Origin of the sequence: Lysinibacillus sp. NPDC047702, assembly GCF_050272555.1 — a bacterium.
Taxonomy (GTDB): domain Bacteria; phylum Bacillota; class Bacilli; order Bacillales_A; family Planococcaceae; genus Lysinibacillus.
The window spans coordinates 61,677-81,294 of the sequence record NZ_JBNNMG010000003.1 but is presented as its reverse complement, the minus strand read 5'-3'; the positions used below and the strand labels follow the sequence as shown (position 1 = coordinate 81,294).

Below are 19,618 nucleotides of genomic sequence, written 5' to 3'. Positions count from 1 at the left end.
CCGTAATTCATTTTGCATTTTCGGAAAATATTTTGAAATGATAGCGACGTGACTGTTTTATTTGGTAAAATGACGATGGATTGGTTTGAAAGAGAGGGAATGAAAGTGAAATTCAAGAAGTGGATAAGTGCAACAGCTGCAACGCTTTTACTAGCAACTTCATTAATAAGTGCAGCACCAATAGCACATGCTGATGAAGTGTCGACAAGAACGATTGCAGAAGAAAGCATCTATGATTTACTCGTTGACCGTTTCTTTAATAGTTCGAGCACTAACGATTTTGATACAAATACGCAAGACCCTTCAAAGTTTGCAGGTGGTGATTTTACAGGTCTACAAGATAAGCTGAATTTCATTGGCGAAATGGGCTATACGATTGTTTCTATTGGTCCTATTTTTTCTACAGAGAAATATGATGGATCAATGCCAACAAGCTATTCGACAATCGAGCGTCATTTTGGGATATCAGAAGAATTTCAAAGTGTTATAGAGGCCTATAAAGCAAAAAATATGGCTATCATGGTTGATTTTCCACTCAATAATGTAAGTCCAAATCATGAATGGGCAAAAGATTCTGCGAAACAAGATTGGATTGCTTCTACAAATAATGGTCAAGTACAGTGGGACTTAACGAACAAAGAGGTGCAGGACGCGCTTATTAAATCAGCAACAGACTTTGTCTCTACATATGATATTGGCGGAATCCGTCTAACAAATATTGCAGAAGCTGATACAGCATTTATCAATGATGTAATAGCTGCATTAAAAGATGCGAAAAAGTCTCTCTATGTCATTTCAAATGAAGCAAGTGATGCCAATTTTGATGCAAGCTTTTCACCATCAACTGCAGATATTTACCGTAATATTTTTAAAAATGTTGATATGGATTCGTCCAAACTAATGGAGCCTATTACAGGTGAGAAACCCACACAAATTATGGTGGATTCGTTAGAAACGCACCGTTTTACATTCGATTCTGCAAATGAAAATATGTTCCCACCGACTCGCTTAAAAATGGCAATGGGTGCTTTATTTATGCTACCAGGGATTCCAGTTGTGCAATATGGTACAGAAATTGCAATGAACGGTGAAGCGAAGCCAGATACACATCAAATCTTCAATTTTAAAACAGATGAAGAACTCATCGATTATATTAAAAATGTCCAATCATTACGCAATAAATCAGCTACATTACGTAAAGGTGATTTTGAAATCATCACTAATGAAAATGGTTTACTAGTGTTTACACGTACATCTGATGAAGAGAAGTGGGTCATTATGGTCAACAATACGGGTAAAACACAGCGTGTGGATTTAACACCAGCCCAGCTAGGCGAAGGTAAAATGCTAAATGGTATTTTACATGAAGAGAAAGTCCGTATTAATGAAAAGGATGTTTATCCAGTTATTTTAGATCGTGAAATGGTGGAGATTTATCAGGTTAAAAATGATGAAGGATTCAATATACCTTATATGATAGCACTTGGATTAGTGTGGGTAATATTTATAGGGTTTGTCTTTGTAATTATTAAACGTGGTAAAGTACGACGTCAGGAGCAGGAAGTTCAATAAAAAATTGTAAACCCCTCTACACAGTTTGTCTGTGTAAAGGGGTTTTTGTCTTAAGCATGATAGCTTTTATTCGTAAAGAAGATGGCAATTGTACCTGGTCCTACGTGTGAGCCGATAGCTGAACCAATCATTGTTATTTGTATGTCTTTAGGAGAAAATCTTTCTTGGATGGCGGCTTTTACGTCGCTTGCAAAAGCTTCATCATCACTATGGCTGATACCAACAACTTTCTCAGAGAAATTTTCACCGCGCTCTTGCATTAATTCTAACATGCGAGCAATTGCTTTTTTGCGTCCGCGCGTTTTTTCAATGGGTACAAGCTTGCCATCTTCTACATTTAAAATTGGCTTAATACTAAGAAGCCCACCTAAAAACGCACTTGCCTTGGATACACGCCCACCTTTGGCAAGATAATCTAAATCCTCTACTGTAAAAAGGTGCTCCATTTGAGGGGCTAGGGCAGTAATTCTAGCTTCGGTATCCTCTAATGAAGCTCCTAAGTTTCGAAGACGAACCGCTTCTTCGACTACTAGCCCATGACCTAATGAAGCACATTTAGAGTCAATGATCGCCAATTTAAGTGATGGATATTGCTCTTGTACTTGATTGCGAATCATGACAGCAGTACTATAGGTGCCAGATAATTCTGATGAAAAGGCGATATAAATTCCTGCCTCCTCATTTTTTGCTAGACTTTCAAAGTGCTTAAGAAAAAGCTCTGGTGATACTTGTGATGTTTTTGGGCGGGCGCCTTGACGAATAGCATTGTAAATCTCCTTTGAATCAATTGACACGACATCATCATATTCATTGTTGTTCAAATGCACTCGTAATGGCAAAAGAACGATATCATTCTCTTCGTAGTAAGACTTTGGCAGATCACATCCGCTATCAGTAAATATTTTCATCATTTTGTCCCCCTACATTCAATTTTTCACTTTAATTTGAGTTACCCTAGTATTTTAATAAATAGACTAACATTGAGGTCTATACAGTACATGTTTGTGTGAAAAATTCCCTGAAAAAAATTTAAAACTTACTAACTATGATAATTTTAAGCGTTCAATGAGTATTTTAGCAATACCGTCATCATTATTGGATGTTGTAATTTCATTGGCAATATTTTTTAAAGTCGCAATCCCATTACCCATTGCTACACCAAGCCCAGCATACTCAATCATTTCTAGATCATTATCTTCATCACCGAATGCGATAATCCGATCGCGTGGTATTCCTAAATCCTTTGCGACGTGTGCAATTCCTACTGCTTTATTTAAGCCGCGTCGAACAATCTCAATAATATGAAGTGGCGCACCCCAGCGACGATGCTCAATAACCTCTGCATGTACAGCCTGCAAATGATCACGGATAATCATCGAGTTTACTTCATTTGCTTGAATCAGAAGGCTTGTTGGATTTTCTAATAAGTGGATATAGAGATCACCAAGCGTAATTTTTGGATTCCCCATATTAAATATATTTAATATCCGTTCATCCTCTGTATGCACATAAATATCATCCTTTACTTCAGCAATAATATTTTCGTATTCATAGGTATTGATCGAATCAACGACATCATGTACAACCCCTAAATCGATTGGCGTATGCACAGTCTGCCATGCAGCATTTTTTGGATGATGGACGTAAGCACCATTAAAATTTACGATAGGTGTTGTCAGGCCAAGCTCATGATAGTAGATATCACTTGCTCGATATGGTCGGCCAGTAGCAATCATAACCTGGTGACCCTGTTCCTTTGCCTGCAATAATGTTTTTTTCGTTTTTGCTGAAATTTGCTGTTGATCAGTTAATAAAGTACCGTCTAAATCTAAAACGATTAAATGAGGTTTCATAGCTCGTTGCCCCTTTCCTATAGTTTGAATAGTATCTCTTTGTTATCCATTCGTCAAAATTTTGTCACAGTGAAAAAAGTTTGCTAACATAAAGAAGAGACAAAAGTTGGGAGTGACAAAAATGATTGTAGAAAAAGAAATGTGGGGAAATATTCCATTATTGCATATACATAATGAACATATGAATGAAGAAACCCCTGTCGTAATTTTCTTACATGGCTTTATGAGTGCGAAAGAACATAACTTACATTATGCATATCAATTAGTAAAAAAAGGGGTGCGTGTCCTATTACCGGATGCTAAATTCCATGGTGATCGTAGCGAGGGTCTAAATGAGATACAAATGAACAACCATTTTTGGGATATTGTTCTAAATTCTATTCATGAGATTGAACAATTATATAATGGATTAAAGGATAAACATTTATTAGTACATGATAAAATTGGTATTGCTGGTACGTCAATGGGGGGGATTGTCACTTCTGGCTGCTTAAAACGCTATGGGTGGATACAAACTGCGGCAGTATGTATGGGAGCTCCAGGCTTTGTAAAATTAGGTGAATACCAGTTACAGCAGTTTGCTAATAGCGGGGTGCAATGGCCAATGTCAGAGGAAGAAATACAGCAGGCTAATGAGCTTCTTGCCACTTATGATGTCACACGAACACCAGAAAAATTTGCACATCGTCCAGTGCTATTTTGGCATGGAGAATTGGATAAAACAGTCCCTTTTAAAGAAACGTATGATTTTTATTTATCTTTGCGCAAATACTATGAGGCAAACCCTGAAGATCTAAAATTTATTGCAGATAAAAAGGCAGGGCATGCTGTGTCGCGAGAGGGCATGTTAGCAGCAACTGAATGGCTTGCGCAGCATTTGGCATAATAAGATGCATCTGCTATGATAAAGTTAACACTATGGTGAAAGGAGAAATGAAATGGATCAAGATATGAAAGATAGCATGTTAGGTGCACTAGAGAATGTAATTGACCCTGAGCTTGGTATTGATATTGTAAACTTAGGTTTAGTATATGATGTAGAATTAGATGATGAGGGTGCTGCAACTGTTACAATGACATTAACTTCTATGGGGTGCCCGCTTGGACCAGTTATTGTGGACCAAGTAAATACAGCTTTAGGTGAACTTCCAGAAGTAAAATCCACGAATGTCAATATTGTATGGAACCCACCCTGGTCAAAAGATAAAATGTCACGCTATGCCAAAATGGCTTTAGGTGTTCGATAATATCAATTTCGCCTTGGCGTAATTGTATCTGCCGCTATGTTTTCGCTACAGAAAACATTTGTAGCAGTCGCTTCGCTTTCGCTACTGAAAACATTTGCTGAATGAAGATAAATAAATCCCCGCTTATAACGGTAAGCGGGGATTTAACATGTAACGAATTAATCGATACGGCATATTTGCAATGGACAATTCTCACAGGCAATTTCATCCTTCAAAAATTGTAAATCGTGTATGGTAATATAGCCTTTATCAAAAGATAGAATATTATGCTTTTTTAAATCATTGAGCATGCGATTAATCATTTCTCGGCTCGTTCCACACAAATTTGCAATTTCAGTATTGGTTAAAGGGCAATCGATAATAATTGTATCATTTTCTAAGGGTTTGCCGTAGGTATTCGAAAGTCGAATTAAGGTTGAAAATAAAGCGCCTTTTTTACCATTTAACACTAAATCGCGTAAACGACTTTGATGTTTCAAATTTTCTGCCTGCAGCCACTTCATATATTCCACCATAAAAGCAGGTTGTTCTACTAATAAGAGCTCTAACGATTGACGGCTTAAAACATATAGCGTAGAATGCTCTAAAACCTTTGCAGTCATAGAATTATAGGATAGATTACAAAATAATGAACCCTCTCCAATAATACTGTCAGGGCCACAAATCCGAATGGTTAATTCCTTACCACTCTCCGTTTCTTGGCTAATTGACACAACTCCTGTTTTAATATAGTAGATTTCCTTCGCACGTTCACCCTCTAAAAAAATTTTATTCCCTTTATTCACTTTGATAAATACTCCGTGCTTTTGGAAAAGCTCATGAATTTTCTCATGCATATTATCCATTAATACCATATCTTCAACACATCGCTTTCTTTTTGTAATAATTGGCTATTATCACAAAAGAATGGTGAATTTCGATACAAAAACTAAGAAACATACTATTATTATAACGTAAATTTCCATTTTTAAGTGTAAATTTTTAGCGCTTTTTCTTTGCCATGTTTTATCGATTCATGTAAAATAAAGTTAGTCAAAAAAGGTCAAACATTTTTATAGTTAAAAGAATGGGTATAGAAATTATGCTGAACATTATTGAAAAGGAGAGCTAAATATGCAGTTTCAACAAACAGATAACAAAAAGCCTTTAGAGCAATTTGGACGAAATTTAATTGAAGAAGTTAAAAACGGCAAAATGGACCCAGTTATTGGTCGTGATGAGGAAATTCGCAATGTTATTCGTATTTTAACGCGTAAAACAAAAAATAATCCTGTATTAATTGGTGAACCTGGCGTTGGGAAGACAGCTATTGTTGAGGGTTTAGCACAACGAATTGTAAAAGGTGATGTACCTGAGGGGTTAAAAGAATGCGTGTTATATGAGCTTGATATGAGTGCTCTTATTGCTGGAGCAAGTTATAGAGGGCAATTTGAGGAGCGCTTAAAGGGCGTTTTGAAGGAAGTAAAGGAATCTGAAGGACGAATTATTTTATTTATTGATGAAATTCATACCATTGTAGGTGCTGGGAAAACAGATGGGGCAATGGATGCTGGAAATATGCTGAAACCAATGCTTGCACGAGGTGAGCTTCATTGTATCGGTGCTACAACATTAGACGAATATCGAATGTATATTGAAAAAGATCCAGCTTTAGAGCGACGCTTCCAACAAGTGCTTGTGCGTGAGCCTTCGATAGAAGATACAGTTTCCATTTTACGTGGTCTTAAGGAGCGCTTTGAGCTGCATCATGCGGTACGTATCCATGACCGTGCTATTGTAGCAGCGGCGGAGCTTTCAAATCGTTATATTACAGAGCGTTTCCTACCTGATAAAGCCATTGATTTAATTGATGAAGCATGTGCCATGATTCGAACTGAAATAGATTCTATGCCTCAGGAATTGGATGCAGTGACTCGTCGTATTATGCAGCTAGAAATTGAGGAGCAAGCGCTGCGCAAAGAAAAAGACGAGGCAAGTAAAAAACGTTTAGAGCAGCTGCGAGGGGAGGTAACAAAGCTCAAGGAATCATCGGATGGCATGCGCAAACAATGGGAAGCAGAAAAAGAAGCATTACATGGTATTCAAAAGAAACGAGAAAAATTAGACAAATATCGCCGTGATTTAGATGAGGCGGAAAGCAAATATGATTTAAACAAAGCTGCCGAATTACGTCATGGGAAAATACCTACTCTAGAAAAAGAAATTCAAGAAATGGAGAAACAGTTAGAGAGTGGTACAGAATCACGCATCTTACGTGAAGAAGTAACGGCTGATGAAATTGCATCTATTGTTTCTCGCTGGACAGGTATACCAGTAACGAAATTAGTGGAGGGTGAGCGTGAAAAGTTATTGCGCTTAAAAGATACATTGCATGAGCGTGTCGTTGGACAAGATAATGCTGTTCAGCTTGTCACAGAAGCGGTATGGCGTGCTAGAGCAGGTATTAAGGACCCACATCGTCCAATTGGCAGCTTTTTATTCCTTGGACCAACAGGTGTTGGTAAAACCGAGCTTGCCAAGGCATTAGCGGCACAGTTGTTTGATTCAGAGGATCATTTTATTCGTATTGATATGAGTGAATATATGGAGAAACATAGCGTATCTCGACTTGTAGGTGCACCTCCAGGCTATGTTGGCTATGAGGAGGGAGGACAATTAACGGAGGCTGTTCGCCGTAACCCGTATTCCGTTGTCCTACTAGATGAAATTGAAAAAGCACACCCAGATGTAGCAAATATTTTATTGCAAATTTTAGATGATGGTCGCATTACAGATAGCCAAGGTCGTATGGTTAACTTTACAAACACTGTAGTGATTTTAACTTCTAATATTGGCTCAAGCTATTTAATGGAGGCACAAGAAGATGCAGCAGTTGAAGATTTAGTGATGGCCGCATTGCGTCAGCACTTTAAACCAGAGCTGTTAAATCGTATGGATGATATCATTATGTTCCACGCACTTTCAGATGAACATTTTACTGCCATTGCTTGGAAATATGTTGAACAGCTTGTCAAACGAGTGGCAGAGCAGGAAATTACTTTACAGGTGGATGAAGAAGTAATTGACTGGGTTGTCCAACAGGGGGCAGATGCGCAATTCGGTGCAAGACCATTAAAACGCTTCGTTCAACGTTATATAGAAACAGCCGTAGCGAAGGAATTACTACGTGGTGAGGTATTACCAGGAGAAACATTGCATATTAGAATGCACGATGGACAATGTGCCGTTGAAAAATAAACAAGAAAAAACCTGTTTCACATAAAATGAAACAGGTTTTTTCTTGTTAAATTAATGATGGTCTGCTGCTTCTGGTACTGGATCGTTTGGCAAAATTGCACCAATAATGAAAACTAAGATAGAGAATACAACTGAAAGGATTGCACCTGTTTTAAAATCAAATGGTGCACCAAGTACAGAGCTTACTACGTAGTTTAACATTGATACTAGTAGGAATGACCATATGAATGTTACGATATATTGCATTAATTTCACCTCAACCGAACTTTTTATATCATAAAGTTTTACTACATATTCATTATCATATCATAACATAAATCGAAAAAAAAAGAATCTTTTCTGTGAAACATGGCGAAATTGTCACAACAATTATTTGGAAATTTTTAGTAGTAGTTATTCATTGTGTTCAAATAATGAAAGGGTTGCTTATTAAAAGCCTTCTTATCCTCTTTAATGTGGGAAAGTGCTCAATACAGAGGTCACTTAGCTCAAAAATATAGATGAACCACTCAATGAGAGAAACACAATCAAAAATAAGGATTAAACGCTCAGAAAAGAGCTCACTGCGCTCCATAGAAAGGACAAGCCGTTCAATTAAGTGCTAACCACATCAATCCATTCAAACTACCTTCCAGAACCTTCAAAGACATAGGGGAAATGGACATTAATTTTAATTCATCTTGCACCCTTCCTTCATTATGAGTTATAATTATGACCAGTTACTAATAATTGATAGTAAGAAAGCAGAGGGGTTGCTAAATGAACGCTGGTATTATAGGAATAGGTAAATATGTTCCAGAGAAGGTAATGACAAATTTTGATTTAGAAAAAATTATGGATACCTCAGATGAATGGATTCGAACTCGTACAGGGATCGAAGAGCGTCATTTTGCCGCAGACAATCAGGAAACTTCAGATTTAGCAGTTGCTGCTGCAAAAGAGGCTATTGCAAATGCCGGTATTACACCTGAAGAAATCGGTTTAATCCTAGTAGCAACAGTAACACAAGACCAAACATTTCCAAGTGTAGCATGTATGGTTCAGGAGCAAATTGGTGCAGTGAATGCAGCAGCGATGGACCAGGCTGCAGCTTGTGCAGGATTTATATATAGTGTAGTGACAGCAAAGCATTTTGTAGAGTCAAATGCTTATAAATATGTCTTAGTAGTAGGTGTTGAAAAGCTATCAAAGGTAATTGACTGGAATGATCGTAATACAGCTGTGTTATTCGGTGATGGAGCAAGTGCAGCGATAGTTGGACCAGTATCGGAAGGCAGAGGCATACTATCGTTTGAGCTTGGTGCAGATGGTACAGGAGGGAAAAATCTGTATTTAACACAGCAAGATACAATTGCCATGAATGGTCGAGAAGTGTTTAAATTTGCTGTGCGCCAGATGGGTGAGTCTGCTGTTAATGTTCTTGATAAAGCGGGCTTAACAAAAGAAGATGTAGACTTCTTAGTGCCGCATCAGGCAAATATTCGAATTATGGAGTCTGCTCGTGAGCGACTGGAGCTACCGGCTGAGAAAATGTCAAAAACCATTCATAAATATGGTAATACTTCAGCAGCATCCATTGGGATTTCCTTGGTAGAAGAGCTTGAAGCAGGTAAGATTAAAGATGATGATTTATTAGTACTTGTTGGATTTGGCGGCGGTTTAACATGGGGCGCTGTTGCATTGCGATGGGGAAAATAATAACGAAAAATGCTTGAGGGGAGTAAGACAATGAGTAAACGACGAGTAGTAATTACAGGAATTGGCGCAGTTACACCACTAGGAAATAGCATCGAAGAAACATGGGCTAATATTAAAGCTGGGAAATCAGGAATTGGCGAATTAACACGTTTAAATAAAGATTTATTCGCAGCAAAAATTGCCGCTGAAGTGAAAGATTTTGATATTGAAAAATATGTTGATCGTAAAGAAGCTCGTAAAATGGACCGCTTTACACATTATGCCCTTGCAGCGTCTATCATGGCAATGGAAGATGCACAATTAACAATCGATGAGGAGCTAGCACCTCGTGCGGGTGTTTGGATAGGCTCTGGTATCGGTGGTATGGAGACATATGAACAACAATTTTTAACGTTCCAAGAGCGTGGTGCAAGACGTGTAAGCCCATTCTTTATTCCAATGATGATTCCAGATATGGCTTCAGGTCAGGTGTCTATTTATCTTGGTGCAAAGGGCATTAACTCTTGTTCTGTGACTGCATGTGCTTCAGGTACAAATTCAATTGGTGATGCATTTAAAGTAATTGAACGTGGTGACGCAGATGTAATGATTTCGGGTGGAGCAGAATCACCAATCGTGACAATGTCTGTTGCAGGCTTCTGTGCCAATACAGCGCTATCTTTAAATACAGATCCAGAAGCAGCTTGCCGTCCATTCGATAAAAACCGCGATGGTTTTATTATTGGTGAGGGTGCAGGCATTGTTATTCTAGAGGAATATGAGCATGCCAAAGCCCGTGGTGCAAAAATCTATGCAGAAGTACTTGGCTACGGTGCAACAGGAGATGCTCATCATATTACTGCTCCTGCACCAGAAGGAGAAGGTGCTGCACGTGCAATGCTACAAGCATTAGCGGATGGAGGCGTGGAACCTTCACAGGTTGACTACATTAATGCACATGGAACAAGCACACCTTATAATGATTTATTTGAAACACAGGCAGTAAAAAAAGCCTTTGGTGAACATGCCTATCAATTAGCAATGAGCTCCACAAAATCGATGACAGGTCACTTATTAGGTGCCGCTGGTGGTATTGAAGCTATTTTTACAGCGTTAGCACTGAAAGAAGGTATTTTACCTCCAACAATTAATTTATATGAGCCAGATCCAGAATGTGATTTAGATTATGTTCCAAATGAAGCCCGAGAAGCAGACATTGTCTATGCGATGAGTAACTCACTAGGGTTTGGTGGACATAATGCTAGTCTTCTATTAAAAAAATACGAGGGATAATTAATAAATTTTAAAAAACGTCAGCCTAATTTACAAGGCTGACGTCTTTTTTTATCTTTTTTCGAATAGATGATTAATGAGAAATAAATTGAAAGGATGCTGTGACCATGTTCCGTCTCTTCTTATTTTTAATGAGCTATGGCTTAATAATTCTCTCCGTAGGGAATCTTATATTGTATTTAAATTATCGAACACTAGGATATTCCTGGATCGTTGTCTTTAAATTTATGATGCATACAACAGAATTTTATATAGCCCTTGGATCAGCTATTGTGCTAGGAGCTATTGTCTTGGGTCTCCGTTTTGAGAAATCTTCTAGCCAAGAAGATAAAGTGTGAACTTTAGTATACCCTAAAATTGGTCAAGCATTAGATCTAGCTCTTTATCTACGTGTACGGCCTAGACCCATTGCTTCTTCCATGCGTTTTAATGTAGCGCTTGCAATAGCATTTGCCTTTTCAGCACCTTCATCTAAAATAATATCTAATTCGGAGGATTCTACCAAATGATAGAACTTATCTTGGATTGGTGTCAGGTGATCAATAACTGCTGTGGCAACACCTTGTTTGAATCCACCATAGCCGACACCTTCATATTTTTGCACAAGATCCTCAATAGAAACACCTGAAATAGCCGATTCGATTGTTAGTAGGTTAGAAACACCAGGTTTATTTTCTACGTCAAATGCCACAATACCATCAGAGTCAGTGACTGCCGATTTAATTTTCTTCTCAATATCTTTCGCTGAATCTAAAAGCTTGATGGTTGCTTTTGTATTTGGATCAGACTTACTCATTTTTTTTGTAGGCTCCTGCAACGATTTAATGCGGGCTCCTGCCTTTGGTAATTGGATTTCAGGAATCGTTAAAACTTCACCATAACGTTTGTTAAAGCGCTCTGCAAGATCACGAGTTAGCTCGATATGCTGCTTTTGATCATCGCCTACAGGTACAATATTTGTGTTATACAGAAGTATGTCAGCCGCCATTAATGGTGGGTATGTTAAAAGAGCTGCTGATACACTTTCCTTACCTTGAGATTTGTCCTTGAACTGGGTCATACGTTCAAGCTCTCCAATTGATGCGACACATTGCAGCATCCAGCCTGCCTGCGCATGAGCCGGTACCTCTGATTGAATAAATAACGTAGACTTTTTAGGATCAATGCCAGTAGCGATATACGTAGCAGCAAGATTACGAATATTTTTACGTAATTCTTGAGGGTCCTGTGCCACTGTTATGGCATGTTGATCAACGATACAGTAGATGGCATTACCTTCATCCTGTAATGCAGGAAATTGCTTGAATGCACCTAAATAGTTCCCTAAAGTTACAATACCCGTTGGCTGTACGCCAGAAAAAATAGTTGTCATGTCGTTTCCTCCTTGAATTCATTACCTCAGAGTGAATGTCTATTACATAATTACCTAGCTGAGGCTGCTGTTTATTATTCAATAAAAAAACATCATGCGTCCTCATTAGTTTACTAATGAAGGGACGAATGATGTTTGAATCCGCGGTACCACCCAGCTTGCCAAATAAAGGCCACTCTACTCCGTAACGTGAAGGGACGAGCATTGCTATTAGACACACTTAGTCGTTCACAAAGCTAACTCAGAAGTCCATTCCAGATGCTTACACGATCTGTTTACAGCAACCACAGACTCTCTAAACGTGTAAAATGCATATGTACTACTCTTCGTCAAAGTTTTTAATTCATTCAAAAACAGTCTCTTACCTACAAGGGAATTACCAAAGACTTATTTGATGTATTGCAAAAAATTATATTATAAAGACTTAGTGAATTGCAAGTATGTAAAGTCAGACTTTTGGCGGTGTTTTTTTGCAGAAAAAAATAATATGCTTACTAAGCTATGTTTTTTATTAGAAAATGCAACCAAAATTATGCAATAAACGTCTAATTTGTACACACTGAATTGACATTATTCTCGTTTAATAATTATAAATGAGAACAATAACAAAGAAAAATTGAAGGTTTAAAATGCTTTGTAAATGGGAATATTAATAGTAGTTCCTTAGACATGCAAAGAAGTTCTTATAGTGAAAGCTGTAAATAGACAGAATATTTCGATGAGATAAGGTTTGTCTTTTTTTATTGGAACTATATTCAAACACCCTAGAGTACTGTATAATGGTTATGTAGTTTTACATTACATTAATTCTAATTTAACACACTGGTTTATAGATAACGAATAAAAGGAAGGATGTGTCAGTATGATCGTAACTTTATTTACTTCACCAAGTTGTACGTCTTGCCGAAAAGCGAAAGCATGGTTAGAGGAGCATGAAATTCCATATACAGAACGGAATATATTTTCTGAACCGTTAAGCATTAGTGAAATTAAAAAAATTTTACGGATGACAGAGGATGGTACAGATGAAATTATTTCAACGAGATCTAAAATTTTCCAAAAATTAAATGTTGATGTTGAAAGCTTACCATTGCAACGTTTATATGAATTAATTCAAGAACATCCAGGGTTATTACGTCGTCCCATTATTTTAGACGAAAAGCGTTTACAGGTTGGATATAATGAGGATGAAATTCGACGTTTCTTACCTCGTAAGGTTCGTGCTTATCAACTACAAGAAGCACAGCGCATGGTGAACTAATTTTCTCCATTACTGCATAGAATAAATAGTAGATGTTACAAATCATATTGTGACATCTATTTTTTTGTGTTTTACTTATGTAAAATCCTCTATATAAAGTATAATAATTAATAGGGAAAAGTCATATATTTCCGTTAAAGTATGTTAAACTTGATTTAAGATAAATAGTTTACTACAATTTCAATAATTCAAATATCTTCTGTGAAACGGTGTATATCCTTTTCATTTTATGACGGAACAGCATACAATAGAATTAGAGACAACTGTGAAATAAAAATTTATCATTCATCGGTTGCTCGACGGTTTTACTGTAGTGTAGTCAAAGGTTGAAAAACAAATGGAGTATGAAGGTTAAAAAAGATGAATAAAAGCATACTAATGAAACAAAACTGTTTTTCGACAAATGACAGTGAAGGGAGATGAGGTCTAGTGGACATCGAGCGTGTAAATGAAAATACACTCAAGCTCTTTATTACGTACAATGATATAGAGGATCGCGGCTATAGTCGTGAAGAAATTTGGTACAATCGAGCAAAGGGTGAACAACTTTTTTGGGATATGATTGATGAAGTAAACACGGATGATTATTTTGATGTAGAAGGTCCGATTTGGATTCATATCAATGCGTCTGAAGTAGGCTTGGAAATCATTGTCACACGTGCACACATATTAAAAGACGGTGAAACATTAGATGGTCATTCGCATTTTGATGAACAAAAAGATATGTATGCCCCTTTTGACGAAGTTGGAGAGGATCTTCTTAGCCAGCTAACTCAATTTGGTGACATAGATGAGTCAGAATTATTTACCGATACAGATATTTATGTTTATAAATTTAAAGACATTGATGAGTTAATCCCTGTAGCGAAACGTATGACAGACGAATTAGTGGATTCCTCATTATTCAAATATGAAGGTTGGTACTATTTAGTAGTTGATTTTACAAACGCAGACGAAGAGTTAAATCGTCACGACAGAAATGCTGTTATCAAAGAATTTTTAAGTCCATCAAATTTCACAATTCATCGCTTAGAGGAATACGGTGAAAAAATTATGGAGTTTAATTGCTTTGAAACAGTACGCAAATACTTTCATTAAATAAATAATTTAGCTTTTAGGCTGTAAACCTCTTGATGTTTATCAAGTTTGTTTACAGTCTTTTTTTAAGGCAAATTTTAAATTTCAAGAAAAAGCCGTTAAAAAGTTGCTGCTAGTAAAGTACTCCCATACAATTAGGCAAAAAGGAGACGATTGTATGTTAATTGCCTATAATGAGGAGCGTCAGCTTTTTCTCCCATATCAATATACGAGGGAGGACTTACAAAGATATAGGCAACATATGAAATTTTATTGTCCACAATGTCAGCAACCCGTTCTCTTAAAAATTGGTAAATATAATATCCCTCACTTTGCTCATCAATCAAAAAATAACTGTGCTAAGTTATTTTCAGAGAGAGAGTCACAACTTCACTTGCAAGGAAAAATGCAAATATTCGAATGGCTAAAAAAGATAGGGCATATAGTAATGCTAGAGCCTTATTTAAAAAAGTTTTCGCAGAGGCCAGACATACTTGTAATGAGTGACCAAAGGCAAGTTGCTATCGAATTTCAATGCAGTACAATCTCGCATGAAAAGTGGTTATTACGTACAGCTGGATATAAGAATAATGATATCCAAGTATTATGGCTTTTCCAGACACCTCTAAAAAATTCAACCTTACAAGGTATTCAAAAGCTTTTCATTTCTCCTATTTTGCAAAAAGTCATTGCGTATACAGTGTTGGGCCAGCCCTATTTAATGACCTATGATGCAAAGACCGCTAGATTTATTTATTGGACGAATCTTTTGCATGTTCATGGGCATACTTTTATAGGCAAAGTTCAAGATATGTCAATAAACAAGCAACATTTTCCATTTTATGAGCCAGTAGTGATAACAGTAGAAGAATTCCAGCTATATTGGCAGCTTTATAAAAGATACTGTCGGCAATACGTTTATCAGCGGCTGTTACATAATTATAAGGGTGTACAGGATGCATTTCTACGAAGCTGCTATGAATTAGGTTTTACTCTTACTACTATGCCTGAGTACGTAGGTATACCTGTAAAAGCTAGTGAGGCAATACCAATGTTCTCTATCGAGTGGCAAACCATTTTGCACCATTTTTGCCGAGGTATTCAGCAATTACCTCATGAACTAAATACGAGCGAGATTCGGTTATTTTTAAGGGAACAAAATATTGATGTTACAGATCGAGCAGTAGAGGCCATTCAAAATTACGGTGCCATACTTGCAAAAAATTCTCAAAACTATTTTCCTCCAGATATATGTGAGCATGTGTATGCACATTTATTTGCAATTGCCACAATATACTGAGAAAATATGAGAGTATAGGAAAAACTCACATAATAAGGGGGCTGGCACACATGGCTAGTAACAAAGTTTTAGTAAGAAATGAAGTTCCAGAAGAGCTGACTTGGCGCTTGGAAGACATATTTGCAACTGATGCTCTATGGGAAGAAGAGTATAAGGAAGTCGCAGAAATTGCCAAGAAGGCACCTAGCTATGCAGGTACTTTAAAAAATGGAGCAGACGCTTTATTAGCAGTTCTAACTTTTCACGACCATATTTATGAACGTGCAATGAAGCTTTACACATATGCCCATATGCGTTACGACCAAGACACAACGAACAGCGTCTATCAGGATATGAATAGTCGTATTCAAACATTAGCGACTAGCATCTCAGCTGCCCTGTCGTTTTTAACACCAGAGATTTTATCATTAAGCGAAGAGACAATAGAACAATATTTAGCGGAAAATAAAGACCTACAACTATATAAACAATCCTTAAAAGAAATAACGATGGCTCGTCCTCATATTTTGCCAGCAGAACAAGAAGCATTACTGGCACAAATGTCTGAGGTAACAGGTACAGCTTCAAATACATTTGGCATGTTAAACAATGCTGATTTAGTTTTCCCTAAAGTGAAAAACGAAGAGGGAGAAGAAGTTCAGCTTACACATGGAAATTATATTAAGTTTTTAGAAAGTAAAGATCGTTCTGTCCGAGAAAATGCCTTTAAAGCAGTGTACGAAACGTATGGCAATTTTAAAAATACATTTTCGGCTACATTAACTGGTAATGTGAAAAAGCACAATGTCAGTGCGCGTATTCGAAATTATGATTCTGCTCGCCAGGCAGCAATGTCCAATAACTTCATTCCAGAAAATGTTTATGATCAGTTAGTAGAAACAATCCATAAACATTTGCCAGCCATGCAGCGTTATATTTCATTACGTAAAAAGCTATTAGGCGTAGATGAGCTGCATATGTGGGATTTATTTGTACCCCTTGTTAAGGAAGTTGAGATGAAGGTCACTTATGATGAAGCCAAGGATATTTTAGTGAAAGCATTAGCGCCGCTTGGTGAGGAATATCAAAGCATTGTACAAAGTGGTTTTGATAACCGCTGGGTAGACGTTCTGGAAAACAAAGGGAAGCGCAGTGGTGCCTATTCATCAGGTGCATATGGAACAAACCCATATATATTAATGAATTGGCAGGACAATGTGAATAACCTCTTCACACTAGCTCATGAATTTGGTCATAGTGTACACAGCTATTATTCGCGTAACAATCAACCGTTTGTCTATGGAGATTATTCCATTTTTGTAGCTGAAGTAGCTTCAACATGCAATGAAGAGCTGTTAAATGATTATTTACTAAAAACTATTGAAGATCCGCAACAAAAAATATATTTATTAAATCATTGGTTAGATGGCTTTAGAAGCACTGTTTTCAGACAGACAATGTTTGCGGAGTTTGAACACCGAATCCATCAAATGGATAAGAATGGTGAATCTTTAACTGCAGAACGTTTAACAGAGGTTTATTATGATTTAAATAAACAATACTTTGGTGAGGATATTGTTTTAGATGAGGAAATTGGCTTAGAATGGGCACGTATCCCACATTTTTATTACAATTATTATGTTTATCAATATGCTACAGGTAAATCAGCAGCAACGGCATTAAGTAAACAAATTTTAGAAGAAGGAGCACCAGCTGTGGAACGTTATATTAATAATTTCTTAAAAGCAGGCTGCTCTGACTTCCCGATTGAGGTATTAAAGGCAGCAGGTGTTGATATGAACGTGGCACAACCAATTGATGATGCGTGTAAAGTATTTGAAGAACGTTTAGATGAGTTGGAAAAATTATTGTTGAATAATTAATTGAGGAGGCTGTAGGAAAATCACTACAGCCTTTTTTCTATCATAAGTCGATGAATAAAAAAGAAAAGAATAATGATTTTTTTTGATTTCTAAATGTTTGAAAGTGCACATCTTGGAAAAATACTGTCTGTAATCGCTTTCTATTTGACAAATTTGTGAATCTACTATCGGTATCATTGCTATATTTATTATTCCGTGATAAAGTAAATCATGTGAAATAAATCACAAAACAAACATACACCCCTTTGTTTGAACGTGAACATTTCTCCCATCCCCTTTGTGAAAAAGAAGCGTCTCTATCTGTCGAGGATAGAGACGCTTCTTGTATTTGTATTAAAAATATATCATTAAAAAATAGAGACCCAACAAAAATGTCGAGTCTCTATTCTTTAAGATAATAGTATAATTGCATTATTTAATACGCCATAGTGTAGCGTGATCTGTCTGAATTCGTTCAATCTTTTGTTGAAGCATACGTTTCTTTAATTCACGTTCGGCTGCTTGCTCTGTTAATGAGTAGATGAAAGCCACTTCATTTGTTGAGATTGTATGAAATTTCGAAAATAACTCTTCTATTGTTGGTAATGGTTGACGTACAAGCTGTTGGTCTAGCATCTCTTGTAAAATATGTTCATAAACTTCATAGGAATAGCTACCGCTAACTTTAAGACCCTCATCTTCAATGCATTCATTGAAAAATACAATACTCGGCACTTCTTCTACTTCCATTTCGCGTTTTATATATAAATCGCATTGGAAAGCACGTGCAGCTTCCTTTGAACCAAAATCCGCAGTGAATTCATTCATATCTAATTGAACATCCTCTGCAATTTTTAACAGGGTAGCATAGGAATTTACATCCTCATGGCTTAGTAATACATATTCTTGTAATTTCGACAAATAACGTGCACCAGAACGTTTCCCCTGTAACTCAGCTGCTTTAATAGCGATAGAAGGCAAAACAGGGTGATTGATGTCGAGTTCAATACCTGATACACATCCCTTTACACGCTTACTGAGACAATTCAACGATGAAAGCTCTGTGCTAAGGACAAAGCGCCATGTAAAGTAATGGTGGTATTCAAGCTGTAATTTACGAAGAATGGCTTGCATACTGTAAGCTTCAGGACAAAGTGGATCTACGAAAATATACAATTCAATAGGCTTATTAGCAGTAGTAATCACTGGAGTTGGCTCTTGTAGCATTTGAATATTATTCACGTAACAATTCCCCCTCATCGTCATTTGGCGTATTAATCATGTGATGAGCTGTTAAAACTAAACGTTGATAATAAGTTTCGCGGAACTTCCCTTCCAAGCCAACTTCATCCATTGCTTCGGACATACATTCAAGCCATGCTTGAGCACGATCGGGTGTAATTTGAAAATTCATATGACGTGCACGCATCATTGGATGTCCATGCTCCTCAGTAAAAAGATTCGGACCACCTAAATACTGTGTTTGAAATTGAATTTGTTTGCGGGCTGTCTCTGTCAAATCTTTAGGAAAGATTGGAATAAGATCAGGATGCTGTGCAACTCTTTTATAGAACGCATGAATGAGTTCTGACAGTTTTTCAGCTCCCAGCTCCTCATAAGGAACAGTGTATTTTCGAGTCATAAGTTAAATGCTCCTTTAATTCTTTATATCATAAAGTACAATTTTTGTATCTTCATTCACTAGAAGACTCTCAACTCTGACGGTGATGAGATGAAAGTTTGAACGCAACACACTATCGCCAAGGCAGAAGTGACACTTTGTCATCAGAAAAATGTGAAATTCTTGTGACTACCTTCATTCTATCAACGTCTTTTCGTTAACACAAACAAAGCGCTCTTTCGAATTGTTTTTTGCTAGAAAAGCACA

The 19,618-nt window shown here is 37.0% G+C and carries 17 protein-coding genes and 1 other annotated feature; of the genes, 10 read left to right on the top strand and 7 right to left on the bottom strand.

Annotated features, from left to right (window positions below):
• Positions 1 to 99: 99 nt before the first annotated feature.
• Positions 100 to 1,572 (top strand): alpha-amylase family glycosyl hydrolase, encoded by a 1,473-nt coding sequence (locus tag ACQKIM_RS02600; protein WP_427538895.1) that lies wholly within the window; start codon positions 100 to 102, stop codon positions 1,570 to 1,572.
• A 50-nt stretch (positions 1,573 to 1,622) separates the two neighbouring features.
• On the opposite strand, the gene ACQKIM_RS02595 is transcribed toward ACQKIM_RS02600, so the two are convergent.
• A complete protein-coding gene (locus ACQKIM_RS02595) occupies positions 1,623 to 2,480 on the bottom strand; it encodes a DegV family protein (RefSeq protein WP_427538620.1) in 858 nt (285 codons plus the stop codon).
• Between the two features lie 135 nt (positions 2,481 to 2,615).
• The gene (locus ACQKIM_RS02590; protein ID WP_427538617.1) at positions 2,616 to 3,425 is read right to left on the bottom strand and encodes a Cof-type HAD-IIB family hydrolase; all 810 of its coding nucleotides are present in this window, start codon (positions 3,423 to 3,425) and stop codon (positions 2,616 to 2,618) included.
• Positions 3,426 to 3,546: 121 nt separating this feature from the next.
• On the opposite strand from ACQKIM_RS02590, the gene ACQKIM_RS02585 reads away from it, so the two are divergent.
• Positions 3,547 to 4,311 (top strand): prolyl oligopeptidase family serine peptidase, encoded by a 765-nt coding sequence (locus ACQKIM_RS02585; protein WP_427538614.1) that lies wholly within the window; start codon positions 3,547 to 3,549, stop codon positions 4,309 to 4,311.
• A gap of 52 nt (positions 4,312 to 4,363) precedes the next feature.
• A complete protein-coding gene (locus ACQKIM_RS02580; protein WP_427538611.1) occupies positions 4,364 to 4,672 on the top strand; it encodes a metal-sulfur cluster assembly factor in 309 nt (102 codons plus the stop codon).
• A 158-nt stretch (positions 4,673 to 4,830) separates the two neighbouring features.
• On the opposite strand, the gene ACQKIM_RS02575 is transcribed toward ACQKIM_RS02580, so the two are convergent.
• Positions 4,831 to 5,517 carry a Crp/Fnr family transcriptional regulator gene (locus tag ACQKIM_RS02575; RefSeq protein ID WP_427538892.1) on the bottom strand — a complete coding sequence of 229 codons (687 nt, stop codon included), beginning with the start codon at positions 5,515 to 5,517 and terminating at the stop codon, positions 4,831 to 4,833.
• 268 nt (positions 5,518 to 5,785) lie between these two features.
• Between ACQKIM_RS02575 and ACQKIM_RS02570 the strand changes: the two genes are divergently transcribed.
• Positions 5,786 to 7,909 carry an ATP-dependent Clp protease ATP-binding subunit gene (locus tag ACQKIM_RS02570; RefSeq protein ID WP_427538608.1) on the top strand — a complete coding sequence of 708 codons (2,124 nt, stop codon included), beginning with the start codon at positions 5,786 to 5,788 and terminating at the stop codon, positions 7,907 to 7,909.
• Between the two features lie 51 nt (positions 7,910 to 7,960).
• Here the strand turns inward: ACQKIM_RS02570 and ACQKIM_RS02565 are convergent, their stop codons facing one another.
• On the bottom strand, positions 7,961 to 8,155 hold the full coding sequence (locus tag ACQKIM_RS02565) for a YjzD family protein (RefSeq protein WP_427538605.1): 195 nt from the start codon (positions 8,153 to 8,155) through the stop codon (positions 7,961 to 7,963).
• A 513-nt stretch (positions 8,156 to 8,668) separates the two neighbouring features.
• Between ACQKIM_RS02565 and ACQKIM_RS02560 the strand changes: the two genes are divergently transcribed.
• Together ACQKIM_RS02560 and fabF are read left to right on the top strand one after the other, a co-directional pair.
• Positions 8,669 to 9,607 carry a beta-ketoacyl-ACP synthase III gene (locus tag ACQKIM_RS02560; protein ID WP_427538602.1) on the top strand — a complete coding sequence of 313 codons (939 nt, stop codon included), beginning with the start codon at positions 8,669 to 8,671 and terminating at the stop codon, positions 9,605 to 9,607.
• Positions 9,608 to 9,637: 30 nt separating this feature from the next.
• Entirely contained in the window at positions 9,638 to 10,879 is a 1,242-nt protein-coding gene (fabF, locus tag ACQKIM_RS02555; RefSeq protein ID WP_427538599.1) for a beta-ketoacyl-ACP synthase II, read from the top strand.
• 382 nt (positions 10,880 to 11,261) lie between these two features.
• Here the strand turns inward: fabF and trpS are convergent, their stop codons facing one another.
• Positions 11,262 to 12,251, bottom strand: coding sequence for a tryptophan--tRNA ligase (gene trpS / locus ACQKIM_RS02550; protein WP_427538596.1), 990 nt, complete (start codon positions 12,249 to 12,251; stop codon positions 11,262 to 11,264).
• Between the two features lie 117 nt (positions 12,252 to 12,368).
• Positions 12,369 to 12,593: a binding site (T-box leader), on the bottom strand.
• A 523-nt stretch (positions 12,594 to 13,116) separates the two neighbouring features.
• Between trpS and spxA the strand changes: the two genes are divergently transcribed.
• The 4 genes from spxA (at position 13,117) to pepF (ending at position 17,751) form a co-directional block, all read left to right on the top strand.
• Positions 13,117 to 13,512 carry a transcriptional regulator SpxA gene (gene spxA / locus ACQKIM_RS02545; RefSeq protein WP_427538889.1) on the top strand — a complete coding sequence of 132 codons (396 nt, stop codon included), beginning with the start codon at positions 13,117 to 13,119 and terminating at the stop codon, positions 13,510 to 13,512.
• 429 nt (positions 13,513 to 13,941) lie between these two features.
• On the top strand, positions 13,942 to 14,610 hold the full coding sequence (mecA, locus tag ACQKIM_RS02540; RefSeq protein ID WP_427538593.1) for an adaptor protein MecA: 669 nt from the start codon (positions 13,942 to 13,944) through the stop codon (positions 14,608 to 14,610).
• Between the two features lie 157 nt (positions 14,611 to 14,767).
• On the top strand, positions 14,768 to 15,889 hold the full coding sequence (locus ACQKIM_RS02535; protein WP_427538590.1) for a competence protein CoiA: 1,122 nt from the start codon (positions 14,768 to 14,770) through the stop codon (positions 15,887 to 15,889).
• A 50-nt stretch (positions 15,890 to 15,939) separates the two neighbouring features.
• Positions 15,940 to 17,751 (top strand): oligoendopeptidase F, encoded by a 1,812-nt coding sequence (gene pepF, locus ACQKIM_RS02530; RefSeq protein WP_427538585.1) that lies wholly within the window; start codon positions 15,940 to 15,942, stop codon positions 17,749 to 17,751.
• Between the two features lie 411 nt (positions 17,752 to 18,162).
• On the opposite strand, the gene ACQKIM_RS02525 is transcribed toward pepF, so the two are convergent.
• Positions 18,163 to 18,972 carry a DsbA family protein gene (locus ACQKIM_RS02525; protein WP_427538582.1) on the bottom strand — a complete coding sequence of 270 codons (810 nt, stop codon included), beginning with the start codon at positions 18,970 to 18,972 and terminating at the stop codon, positions 18,163 to 18,165.
• Positions 18,965 to 19,372 (bottom strand): globin, encoded by a 408-nt coding sequence (locus ACQKIM_RS02520; protein WP_427538579.1) that lies wholly within the window; start codon positions 19,370 to 19,372, stop codon positions 18,965 to 18,967. The genes ACQKIM_RS02525 and ACQKIM_RS02520 overlap by 8 nt, the downstream gene beginning before the upstream one ends.
• Between the last annotated feature and the right edge of the window lie 246 nt (positions 19,373 to 19,618).